12 protein-coding genes and 1 pseudogene are annotated in these 12090 nt (G+C 34.2%); 6 read left to right on the top strand and 7 right to left on the bottom strand.

Going from position 1 to position 12090, the window contains the following annotated elements:
* Nucleotides 1-188 (top strand): annotated as a pseudogene (locus LB465_RS17045) (IS5/IS1182 family transposase); the annotation flags it as partial.
* Here LB465_RS17045 and istA read toward each other — a convergent pair.
* Nucleotides 134-1003 carry an IS21 family transposase gene (gene istA, locus LB465_RS17040; protein ID WP_224471129.1) on the bottom strand — a complete coding sequence of 290 codons (870 nt, stop codon included), beginning with the start codon at nucleotides 1001-1003 and terminating at the stop codon, nucleotides 134-136. The pseudogene LB465_RS17045 and the gene istA overlap by 55 nt on opposite strands.
* 232 nt (nucleotides 1004-1235) lie before the next feature.
* On the opposite strand from istA, the gene LB465_RS18535 reads away from it, so the two are divergent.
* The 3 genes from LB465_RS18535 to LB465_RS17030 all read left to right on the top strand — a co-directional run bounded on the left by LB465_RS18535 (nucleotide 1236) and on the right by LB465_RS17030 (nucleotide 2816).
* Nucleotides 1236-1475 carry a site-specific integrase gene (locus LB465_RS18535; protein WP_394370948.1) on the top strand — a complete coding sequence of 80 codons (240 nt, stop codon included), beginning with the start codon at nucleotides 1236-1238 and terminating at the stop codon, nucleotides 1473-1475.
* Between the two features lie 9 nt (nucleotides 1476-1484).
* The gene (locus LB465_RS18530) at nucleotides 1485-1778 is read left to right on the top strand and encodes a tyrosine-type recombinase/integrase (RefSeq protein WP_394370949.1); all 294 of its coding nucleotides are present in this window, start codon (nucleotides 1485-1487) and stop codon (nucleotides 1776-1778) included.
* 450 nt (nucleotides 1779-2228) lie between these two features.
* On the top strand, nucleotides 2229-2816 hold the full coding sequence (locus LB465_RS17030) for a hypothetical protein (RefSeq protein WP_224471127.1): 588 nt from the start codon (nucleotides 2229-2231) through the stop codon (nucleotides 2814-2816).
* 94 nt (nucleotides 2817-2910) lie between these two features.
* Here the strand turns inward: LB465_RS17030 and LB465_RS17025 are convergent, their stop codons facing one another.
* From LB465_RS17025 to LB465_RS17005, 5 genes are all read right to left on the bottom strand, one after another.
* Entirely contained in the window at nucleotides 2911-3354 is a 444-nt protein-coding gene (locus LB465_RS17025) for a hypothetical protein (RefSeq protein ID WP_224471126.1), read from the bottom strand.
* 22 nt (nucleotides 3355-3376) lie between these two features.
* Nucleotides 3377-3955 (bottom strand): hypothetical protein, encoded by a 579-nt coding sequence (locus LB465_RS17020; protein ID WP_224471125.1) that lies wholly within the window; start codon nucleotides 3953-3955, stop codon nucleotides 3377-3379.
* A gap of 11 nt (nucleotides 3956-3966) precedes the next feature.
* Nucleotides 3967-4521, bottom strand: a complete 555-nt coding sequence (locus tag LB465_RS17015) for a hypothetical protein (RefSeq protein WP_224471124.1) — start codon at nucleotides 4519-4521, stop codon at nucleotides 3967-3969.
* Between the two features lie 160 nt (nucleotides 4522-4681).
* Nucleotides 4682-5389 (bottom strand): hypothetical protein, encoded by a 708-nt coding sequence (locus LB465_RS17010; RefSeq protein ID WP_224471123.1) that lies wholly within the window; start codon nucleotides 5387-5389, stop codon nucleotides 4682-4684.
* A 178-nt stretch (nucleotides 5390-5567) separates the two neighbouring features.
* Nucleotides 5568-6245 (bottom strand): porin family protein, encoded by a 678-nt coding sequence (locus tag LB465_RS17005; RefSeq protein ID WP_224471122.1) that lies wholly within the window; start codon nucleotides 6243-6245, stop codon nucleotides 5568-5570.
* Nucleotides 6246-6538: 293 nt separating this feature from the next.
* Here LB465_RS17005 and LB465_RS17000 point away from each other — a divergent pair, with 293 nt between their 5' ends.
* Both LB465_RS17000 and LB465_RS16995 read left to right on the top strand, forming a co-directional pair.
* A complete protein-coding gene (locus LB465_RS17000) occupies nucleotides 6539-8536 on the top strand; it encodes a tetratricopeptide repeat-containing sensor histidine kinase (protein WP_224471121.1) in 1998 nt (665 codons plus the stop codon).
* Between the two features lie 21 nt (nucleotides 8537-8557).
* Nucleotides 8558-9229: a response regulator gene (locus LB465_RS16995; protein WP_224471120.1), complete on the top strand. Its 672-nt coding sequence runs from the start codon at nucleotides 8558-8560 to the stop codon at nucleotides 9227-9229.
* A 479-nt stretch (nucleotides 9230-9708) separates the two neighbouring features.
* Here the strand turns inward: LB465_RS16995 and LB465_RS16990 are convergent, their stop codons facing one another.
* Entirely contained in the window at nucleotides 9709-12072 is a 2364-nt protein-coding gene (locus LB465_RS16990) for a multicopper oxidase domain-containing protein (protein WP_224471119.1), read from the bottom strand.
* Between the last annotated feature and the right edge of the window lie 18 nt (nucleotides 12073-12090).

Raw genomic sequence — 12090 nt, 5'->3', positions numbered from 1 at the left:
GCAAGCGCAACAGCTATAGCAAAACAGATCCCGATGCCACTTTTATGCGGATGAAAGATGATTATATGCAAAATGGGCAATTAAAACCCGGGTATAACCTTCAGGCCTCCACCAATAACCAGTTCATTACCAATTATACCTTAGCCCAAACCACCGCAGATACCACTACCTTCAAAAACCACCTGCAAGAGAAGAAGCTCATTTCCCGAAGGGGATAATAGATTCGCTGGTAGGCAAGGTTTACGGCATTCTCCACCAAGGCTTTATCTTGCGGGGCATAGCCCCGGGCAGGATTGATCACACAGCCGTAATGCCGTGCGAAGTCTTTAAAACTCCTGTTGATGTCAGCCTCATACCTGCTAGCACGAGTGACCGCTGATTTTAGGTTGTCGGAGACAATGGCTTTAGGGACGCCTCCATAAAAGTGCAGAGCATTACAGCAACAGGTAATCAGGTCCTCTCGTTTCTGGCTCCTGCAGGCTTCCACGTAGGTGTACTGGCTGTTGGGAAGGATGGCTACAAATACTTCTACCGGGACCAGTTCCCCGGTTTCCTTATCAATAATTTGGAGCTTTTTGCCGGCATAATCAATAAAGACTTCATTTCCAGGTTCGTGTTCAAGTTTCATCGAACCTTTAACCTTGGCATATTTGCGCCGGTAATGTTCCATAAATTGGGTATAACCATAAGGATCTTTAGCCTGCGCTACATATTCCTGATAATGGTATAAAAAAGTAAACCCTGGATGATTCCGGGCCTTATTGACCCCCTCAAAATATAACATCAGTTCCTCATAACGAGGGTTGTCAATAGTAGTGTGTGAAGGAAAAAGCTTTTCTAAGCCAGCATTATCAAGGGCCAATAATTCTTTAAGGGAAGAACCGCTGGCCTTGAACAGCCGCATATAAGTATTTACCGTATTGCGGGAGATCCCAAGGGTGGCACCTATTTTACGGTTGCTAAATCCATCGAGATGTAAGGAAATAATTTGTTTTAAGTCCATTGGATCAAGTGTATTGGCCATATCGCTTGTTTTTAAGCGACAAGGTATTATTTACTTGATCTTTCAAAGTGGCACAAAACGAACCGAAACAAGTGGCACAAATCGAACCGATATAGGCTCAACTAAAAACCAAAAGTGGCACAATTTGAACCGAAATGCCTGGCACTAACCGACCGAAATCACTGGCACAAATCGATCCGAGATATCCAATTTGGAAACTTATGAGTTTCCAGTGGAAAGACTTGATCGTGTTCGTGATTTGTTTGTCTTTAGTTGTTACACAGGTATAAGTTATGTGGATATTAAAAATCTTACCGTAAATAATATTTCGATTGGAATTGACGGGGATAAATGGATTATTTCAAAAAGGCAAAAAACCAATACACCAATTAAAGTACCCTTATTAGATCCTGTTTTAGAATTGATAAAGAAATACGAAGATCATCCTATGACCTTAGTCTCAGAAACCTAGTTACCTAAAATTACGAATGAGAAATTAAACGTTTATTTAAAGGAAGTGGCTATTCTCTGTGGTATAAAAAAGAATTTGACCTTCCATATGGCCAGGCATACCTTTGCAACCACAGTAACTTTAAGTAATGGCGTACCCATTGAAACAGTTTCTAAACTCTTAGGGCATACCAAAATTTCTACAACTCAAATTTTTGCCAGGGTTTTGGAAAACAAAGTGAGTCAGGACATCAATGCCCTGAGAAAGATTTTAAATAAGAATAAGCAAAAACAGATTTTTCCCAAACCAAATTTGTCTGTTTGAGTTCGAACAAAGAAATACTTTTAAAAGGCGGTAATAATACCATTGCCTTTGGATACTTTAAAATTCCTATTTTTGTATTAAGTTAAAGATAGCGGTTAAGGAGCGGCCAACACCTAGCAGATGATGGGGGCGGCTTTCGGCTGATAAGAACAGCGTTATCTGATATTAGTCTGCAATTAAGTTTTGTTCCAAGCAGGACTTTTTTTACAGGGGGTATGAGGGCTAAGTTCTCCACCCCCTTTTTAATTTTAGCGTCGAGAAAATTATGTCTTTATATCAGATATTAAGTTAGAATTCATAAATCTCACTAAAATTATTTACACCATATTATTTACGTTGTAAAACCACATAAGAAATACGGTTTTTACCAGAGACCTTTAAAACGAAAAAATATACTTTCGCATTAAAATAGGCTAGAAATAATTCATCCGAAAAAAGTAGATAATAGATATGAATAATACAAAATTATTTACCTTAACAATATTAATTTTTATTTGTTTTTCTAGCTTTGGGCAGGAAAATAAAGATTCTTCAAGTAAGTGGTATTCAACCGCAGAATTCGATGTCATACCGCCATATGAAGTCAGGTACGGCTACGGTATTGAGAACAGGGGAAATAGGGTTAATTTAGAAGAAAACCTTAGCCTGGGGGCTCAATATACATACAATTATCTTTTATTTAAAAAGCTAAGTATAGGGGCAGTTGGTGGGTTTCAGCTTCGCTCTAGACCTAATTACTTTATACCTAAACTAGGTGGTGTTATCAGGTATTTTTTTGTGGATAGCAATAATGTATATATTTATTTACACGATGCCGTTAATTTCTCCTTAGACAAATCAAGATTTGAATATGGCAATAATTTTAGGTTTGGTTTAGGTTTTCCCCTTTTAAAAAGACCAGGATTTAATATAAACGCCAACGCATTTTTTGAACAAAATTACCTACACTTAGATGGAAGTGACCCGATTCTTAACGATGAGGATCCTGGAAATCTATTTTACAAATCTGTAGGTTTTAGTTTAGGCGTTAAATTCTAAGATTTATAAATTCAGAAATTAGTTTTTATAAGAAGGTTACTTCGGAAAATATTGTAAAAAAGGAGGTTTAATTGCACCTAATCTGGTATTAGATTTATTCACAAGCTCCGTCACAAGACGTTGCACTTTGGTAGTTTTCTTCGGATATAATATAACTTTTCATATTTCCTTCATTTAGATAATCTCCAAAATCTGATAAAGAATTTTCAAAGGGTAAACTTGAATAATGAGATTGTATTTTTTCTTTGTCAAAAATAACTACTAACGAATCGGCACCGAAAACATCCTTGGGAATCTCCTTATCACTTGGTCCATCCAATGTTTTAAGCTCATCATACATAATACCTGCACCGTCTAATTCCCTGTATAGGACCAACTTTGATACACCTACCACTTGTGTGTCGTAAAATTTAATCTTAACTCTCCTGTCAGTTGCGTTTTCTATGATATACCGACTCTCATGATCAGATTGGTCTGTGCAAGAGTTTAAGGTGATAATAATTAGTATTATAAAAGCTTTAAAAATATAAGTTTTCATTTTATGTATGTATCAAAAAAAATTAAAATGTATACCCTATCCTAATATGCAAGTCTACAGCAACCTCCCCGGGATTTTCATTGTAACCGTACTGCTTTAGATAATATTTTCTGTAACCTACACCCGCTCCCAATTCATAAGTGAGATGATTCCAAAAAGTTCTTCTAATCCCCCACTTCGGGATAATAGCAATATTGTCGGCCACTGAAGTGTTTCCAACATTGGAGAGGGTAAACCAGTCCGGCCGGTAGTTTAGTTTAAGAGCAACGAAATTTCCACTGTTCTCACTAATATTTTTTCCTTTATCCATTCTTTTACGAAGATTATAATAAAGACGTGGCTCTAGGCTGATTGATGGAATAAAAATTACGCTCACCTTAGACCCGCTAAAATCTGCATTTGAGGAAAAGATTCCTGCATCTAAACCTAATTCGGTTCGAAGGGATATATTTTTATCCAATCTGGATTCATTATGTGCCCAAAATCCTAATACCCCTGCTTGAAATCCATAAACAGACTTTTCTACAGCGGCATTTTGTTGGGTCCAGGAATGTTGAGTAATAAGTGAAATTGCAATTAAAAGAAGTGTTTTTTTTATCATAGGTAAATTATTTAAAATGTGATCCCAACGGAAATTCCATAGCCGTTGGCTCGGTAATTATAATTAACATCCAGGCTTTCGCTGGTGTAATAAGTTTTAGATTTTTTAAAAAATTCAATAGTATACTGGAAAATATAATCGCTTTCAAAATTATAACCGAATCCTAATTTGGCAGTCTGACCCGGTTGGAAACTTCCTATTTTTATATTTTTCCCGGTGTTCAATAAAACATAAGGACTGTTAATGCCATAATCACTAAAATGAAACTTCAACTCTACTATAGCTGGAATGGCTCTATAATTCTCATTTATGTTTAAATTAATTCCTAGCCCAGCCGATAAAACAAATTTCCTGAGGATATAAAAACCATGCAGAGAATTTAATTCCAAACCCCACCCAGTATTTAGCTGATTTTCATAGTGAATAAGACTCTCATCTGTATTTTTATAAACTTCTAAAATGTTCGTAGACGTATATATTTTTTCGTGTTTTTGACAATACACTGAAGATGCCAATAAGAATACTATTAGCCCTAATAATCCTTTTGTATTATAGTTTAATATCACGAGGGTAAATTAAAAACTGAACTTAAGTATCGGGGAAAGGGAAAGACTCTCTATTTCTACAAGACTATAAAACATTTTTCCCCGTATCCCAATTTCAAAATATTCTTTAATAGGAAAGAAACAGGTAAAAGCATTGCTTTCATAGGATATAGTGTGAGCTTTATTTATTTGATCGATAATATATTTTTAAACCTAAGACAAAATTTCCTCCGAAATTGTTTCCTTCTACCCTTCGATAATTATCAAATCCGAACATATCTCCACCTTCAGGTCCCAAATCTACTATCTCTGGGTTTACAGTATTTGTGAATGTGTTTTTCCTTATTCTTATTCCTAATCCTGTGTATAAATTAAAACCAATTCTTTTTTTTGAATTAAATATGAAACCATATTTAAAGTTTATTCCGTATTTCTGTCTCTTATAATCTACTTTATCATAACTGAGTGATTCTCCGTTTTCTGGAAAGTAGGTTCCGTCAAAAAATAAATCTTTGTGATGAATGTAAAATGGTTCTACAGATAAATATTTCTTTGTTCTTCGTTTAGTTTTAAAAAAATAATAAAACTCTGGTCGAACCTCCCATAACTCATAGTTGTCTCCTAAATCATAAAAGGTTAAACTATGATTTCCATAACCAACATCGAATCCAACTTTCCATCTGTCATTAATATTTTTGATATAGCCAAATCGCCATCTCGGACTTTTGGTGTTTAATGGAGATAATACATTCATTGTCAGATATGAACTATTATTATATTCTTCTGTTGTTTTATTAATTTCATCCTTTTGAGCATTTAGAATATTTATACTTAAAAAATAAACTATAATAAATGAAGATAAAAATTTTGCGGTTTGAACTGGTGTCATAAATAATAATTAAAGCTATCGTCTAGTATAAAAACCGTGTTAACTGTTGGGCCTGATTGTCGGCAGGACAATCCGCTTTGCAAGCGGGCACCAAATTTCGATTTAAAACTGTTTTAAGCATCTTTGTTTTTATATGGTGTTATGCAAAGTTTTTAACTTTTCGATTTACTCTTCTTTTTTAAATATTAATAAGACTTTTGATAAGCTTCTTTAAGGTTTTGTGCTCTAGCATATAAATTAAACTTAACTCAGCATTCAAAATTTGTGATGAAAAAAAATATGAGTCTGTCGTATTGCTAAAGCTATTTGTTAGACTAGCACTGACCCTACTTTCTAGTTGGAACACTCCGATAGAAGTATGTCGGGAAATTCCAAATCCTAAACTTAATCCAAACCCCACTTTATTGTTTGTATTTTGTCCATAATATCTTCTTTCTTCAAACCCTTCTAATAATCTAATTTCCTCTTCCTCTGAAAGGAGATAAGAAACGTATGGTCCAAAATTAAGCGTTAATCTTGTTTTTTGAATTCCAAAATTAATATGGGTCATAAATGGAAGTTCAATAAAATCTAAACCTCTCTTATAAATATTTGTGGAATCTAGACTTTCATTCCATCCAGATTGTTTGTAGTTCAGTTCAATCTGAATTCCAAGACTTTTTTCAGAAGTATGTCTAAAAACTATACCCAAAGTTTGTCCATTATAGATTTTCTGATCGATGCTAGGGTCAGCATAAATTCCTGAAATATTTCCACCAGCTTTAACTCCAAAAAAAGTTTCCGTTTCAAAAACTTTCTGAGAAAAACCATTCACAGATAAAAGAAGTATCGTAATTACAATAAATGTGTTTTTCAATTTCTTTTTAATAGTTTTAAAGCCTAATGCCCCCTTTTTAATCGCTGATTAGAATATTTAACGAAGTTAATATTTGAGGTTTCTGAACAATAAAATTTTCCCACATTATTTACGTGGTAAAACCACAATTTAATTCTTGTACGAATAATTTAAATTTTATTAAGTTTAGACTCTATAAGTTTTTACGTAAGTTTTTGTGATCTGAAAGTAGCTTAGCATTAGTTAACTCTTTAAAACATTGATCAGATGCCTTTAGAATGCAATAAATAAACTTAGCTTAAATTAATTTCCATTTGCGAACGCAATATAGCTTTTTACTCCTTTTTGTTTTGCTACTATCACTTACTTCCTGTAAGGATAATAATCAAGTAAGGCATAAAAATTCAAAACCTACCTTAGATGAAATATTTTCTGATACTACCTTAAATAAAACTCAAAAGAAGCAGATATTAGACAGTGCTTACAGCAGTATTTCTACGATACAAAATGACAGCCTAAAGAATGATAATTTACTGGAAATATCTTACCAATATTTGATGATAAAGGATTCGGTTAAATTTCTTTGTTCTAATAGTGAAGCTAGAAATATTTTCTTTAGGATAAAGGACTCTGCCAGAATAGCAGCTACATATTGGGATTTGGGTAATTTTTATCAATCCTCAACTAAAGACAGTGCCTATTTTTATTATACTAATGCCCATAGGATATATCAAAATTTAGGGGAGGAATTCAATTCAGCCAGGTTGTTACTGAACATGGCTCTTGTTCAAAAAAATGTTAAGGATTATACAGGAAGTGAGGTTACTACTATAAAGGCAATAACTCTGTTAAAGTCATTAAAAAAATATAAACAATTATATTCAGCTTATAATAATTTAGGAATAATTTTTAATGAATTGCAGGAGTACGAAAAGGCCTTAGAGAATTATAAAATTGCGCTTAATTATTTAGAAATGTCAGGTCGAGAATATTTATATCCGTCCCTCTGGAATAATATAGGTGTAGTGTACCAGAACAGTGGGCGCCATAAAGAGGCCTTGGCTAATTTTCAAAAGGCTATGAATTATAACCAAAATATTAAAACAACTGATCCCAAGATGTATGCAATGATATTAGATAACAGTGCTTACGTTAAATTGTTTTCTAAGGATACAATAGGAATACATAAAGACTTTTTAGAAGCTTTAGAAATACGAAAAAATCTGAATATTAATGACGGGATTACAATCAATCAGCTGCACCTGGCTGAATATTTTTTGGAGAAAAAAGATTCTGTGACTGCCATAAATTATGCCTTAGCTACTAAGGAACTGGCATTAAAAATTCAGAATACCAGGGATTATTTATCTTCATTAAAATTTCTCTCAAATACCGTAAAAGACAGTGCCTTAAATTATTCTCAAGAGTATATAAAAATTAATGACAGTCTCCAAAAAAGGGAAAGAGCCGTTAGAAATAAATTTGCGCGAATACGATTTGAAACCGAGGGTTATATTTCAGAAACCAAGCGGTTAAATGACCGTATTTTACAGACTAGCTTGATTTCTGCCGGAGTAATCCTAATAATAATTCTGTTATACATTATTAGCAATCAAAGAGCGAAAAATAAGCTTATCAAACAAAAGCAAACGGCAAACCAGGAGATTTACAATCTGGTTATAGATCAGCAGAAAAAATTTGAAGAAGGTCGTGATACAGAGAAGCAATACATTTCGAGGGAATTACACGATGGAATTTTAGGGAAACTCTTTGGGATAAGGCTGAATTTAGACTCTCTGAACGAAGAAGATGATAGCGAAAGCAAGAGTGAAAGATTTAAATATATTAGGGAAATTCAAAAAATATCAGATCAAATTCGCTTGCTTTCCCATAGATTAAATAAAACGTCTTTAACTAATGTAAATTTTGAAACGGTTCTTGAAGAACTTGTGAAAAGTCAAAATGCCGGAAAGATAAAATTTCATATCGAATTTAAGGAGGCAATTAATTGGGATACAATTGATAATAATATTAAAATTAATATATATCGCATACTTCAGGAGGCTATAAGCAATATCCATAAACATGCTAAAGCTACTGAAGCCAGGATTAAATTTGATAATCTAAATGATCAATTGATTATTTCAATAGCAGATAATGGTATAGGGTTTTATCCAGAAAAGATAAAAAATGGTATAGGGCTTAGTAATATTTATGCCCGGGTGAAAAAAATAAAGGGAAAAATTAATATAAGTTCATTAGGTGAAAATAGAAAAGGAACGACATTAAAATTGACGGTTCCACTAAGTTAATCGTTGAAAAGGAAAATATAAATGCAAGAGTCAAAAAAAGATTTAGATATTCTATTAATAGATGATCACCATATGATTATGGAAGGATATAAAAACGTAATATCTAAAGCTAAAATTTTCAATGCTCTCAATTTTAATATTGAAATGGCAGATAATTGCGATTATGCCTGGGGGAAAATTAAAACAGGGAATTATTCCGTAGTTTTTTTGGACATTAATTTTCCAGTATTAGAATATAGTAAAATCCATTCAGGGGAAGACCTGGGAGTTAGAATAAAAACTGAGTTTCCCGAAATTAAAATAATAATTCTAACTGTTTTAGAAGATCATTTCAGAATTTTCAACATTTTGTCAAATATTCAACCAGATGGTTTTTTAATAAAGGGCGAAACAACGTCCAAGGAATTAATTCATTGTTTAGAGAAAGTTTTATACTCACCTCCTTATTATGGTTCTAAAATTTCAAATCTTCTTCGATCGGGAGTAGCCCAGAAATCCTCAATAGACGAAATAGATAGAGTGATGCTTTACCAGCTTTCTTTAGGAACCAAGACTAAAGATCTTCCCAAATATGTAAACCTATCTTTGCGAGCTGTAGAGGATAGAAAGAAAAAACTTAAAGATGTCTTTGGAGTTAGGGGAGAAGGTAATAAAGCATTATTGGAAAAAGCCAGAGAGAGTGGATATATTTGAAATAAACTAATAACAAAGATGATCAAGCCTGTCTAGAATAGAATCTCTCTGCTAGTTTGCTTAGCAGGCGGTCTTGGGAAGATTTTTATAAGACTCTCTCTGAAGGGAATTTACTTAGAACATAGTAAGGAATGGAAAATTCAAATTAAAACCTTTGCAAATCAAATTTTCTGGGAATCCAAATTCCTTGTATTTTTATAGAATTGAAGTCAATATATCACAAATAAGATCAAAATTAAAGATGTCTAAAAGGTTACCTTGAATTTTTAAATTGCCGGAACTACTTCCAGACCATAGATGCGTAAGTTGGGTTGGAATACTGGCAAGGTCACTTTTAGAGAATTCGAATGATGTTAAAACCCTGTAAATACTATGATTTGCAGGGTTTTATGTTTTTAGGGCTTTTATTTGAAAGACTTTTTTATTTTAGAGATACTCGAAAGTATGACGAACATCCAGTGACAGAAATAACTATTAAATTAAAATAGCAATGACAAACCTGCTCCTGCACCAAACCGGTTATCGTAACTGGCAAAAAGTCTTGTGTTTTTTCCCCAAACATATTCAACACCGGCTTGCCAGGTTTGCTCATTTTCAAAATTTGAATTATGCGGCAGCGTTGTATTCCAACCAAAATCCATCTTATATTCATATTCTCCAAAAAATTCTATCCTGGGAAAAACCATTATTCCTCCGCTAAGGGCAATTTGAGGCCTAAGTTTGTTATCGATTCGCAATTCAGAATTAATCAACATTGGTAATAAATAACGAACTCCTCCAATAGCTGTGGTTTCCAGTTCTTCGAGACTATCCTCCATTTCATTTTCCACGTTCACACCTCCAAACACTCTAAAATAATCATTTAAATAACGCTCATAGGTAAGGCTGGCTTCTAGATTTTCATTCCATCCATATTCACCACGGAATGTAAACTGATTTCGAATATTGGAAGCGGTGGCAAACAATTCAGTCATATGGCTTCCGGCCATAACTTCTCCCCAGGTAAATATCTCATTTGCTTCTAAAGTAAGATTAGATAAAGGAAAATTCTTTAAACGTTCGTCACGCGGAGTATCATAACTAAATATCCTGGCCATACCACTGTTCATATGATAAAGAACGTGGCAATGAAAAAACCAATCCCCATATTCGTTTGCTTCAAATTCTATAACAGTTTTTTGCATTGGCGCAACATTCACTGTATGTTTTAAAGGAGAATATTCACCGTGTTCATTAATCACCCTAAAGAAATGCCCATGCAGGTGCATAGGGTGGTGCATCATAGTAAGGTTATTAAGCGTAATACGTACTTTTTGTCCCTGTTCGATTTTAATTTTATCGGTTTCAGAAAGAGGTACTCCGTTGATACTCCATACATATCGGTTCATATTTCCTGTTAAGTTGAACAACATTTCTTTAAGAGGTTGTTCATCTGAAATCGTTGTTATTTCAGGAGATTTTAAATAATCATAATTAAACTCAGGATTTCCCGCAGTTTTCATATTGTCGCCTATAACAACATCGGCCGGCAAGGGTTTTTGTTCCATATCCATCTTCATACCTTCCTGACCTGACATGTCATGGTCCATTTTTTTAGCCATATCTTCATTGGAATCCTTCTCCATATCATGTTTAGAATGGCCCATATTGTCCATATTCATGCTTTGACCTTTTATATCCATTTCCATCGCATATTTCTTCATGACTTTTATGGAATCCTGGTGACCAGGTCTGAATTTTGATGCAGGAGCACCCATTTTCATATCCATAGACATCATTTGCTTCATTGATTTTATAAGATTCGGTTCCGGAACTTCAGGTGCCCCTATAACTGGCCCTTCGCCGAGATAGGTAACCGATTCCCCAGACCCATCCTGAGAAGTTGCCCTGATTTCTAATTTTCCATTTTCAGGAATTGTTACTATAAAGTCGTAAGTTTCAGCAACAGCAATAAGCGTTTTTTCCTTTTTTATCGGGACTACATTTAGTCCATCTGCAGCAATCAAAGTAGGATCTTCTCCTCCAAAGGTCAACCAGAAATAGGAAGCGGCAGAGGCATTCACGAATCTTAGCCGGACTTTTTCTCCCGGTTTAAATTCGGGATATTCTAGTTTAGGCTTACCATTCACCAAAAAAAGATCGTGATAATTATCTGATATCGCTATATCTGGCATACGTTGCCAGCTCATTTTTAACTTTGCTCCAAGTGCATTTTCTTTCAATACTTTATTTAAACTTTGAACCTGTCCTTTTTTAATTAGATACCATTCATTCCCTCTTTTTAGATTTTTCAATTGTTTATGTGGTTTCTCATCCATCCAATCTGATAAAGTTAAAACCAGGTCATGATCATATTCAAATGCTGGTTCTTTAGGGTTAATCTGAATTGCACCATATATCCCTCTTTGTTCCTGCAAACCTGTATGGGAATGATACCAATAGGTCCCGGATTGTTTTAGAGCAAATTCATAAGTAAAAGTTTCCCCGGGAAGAATGGGTGGAGTGGTAAGGTAAGGTACCCCGTCGTGAAAATTAGGAAGTAAAAGCCCGTGCCAGTGAACTGAGGTTTCCTCATCCATATTATTGGTCACATGAATTTTAGCGTATTCTCCCTCGGTGAATTCCAGTACCGGCCCCGGTATGCCTCCATTAATTGTCATGGCCTTTACGGAATCTCCGGTTAGGTTTACCATTTCTTCATCGATGGTAATACTGTATTCATGAACCGGCCAATTATCTACATTGCCTTCTACCGAAACGCCACGATCTTGCTGGCCAAAAATTAGAGGAATTGTACAAAAAAACAATACTCCCAATACCCATAACCTCCTATTTCCATCCATTATTTCTACTTTTTGTCC

The organism is Salegentibacter lacus (assembly GCF_020164555.1).
GTDB lineage: Bacteria > Bacteroidota > Bacteroidia > Flavobacteriales > Flavobacteriaceae > Salegentibacter > Salegentibacter lacus.
This window is presented reverse-complemented; position numbering and strand designations above follow the sequence as displayed.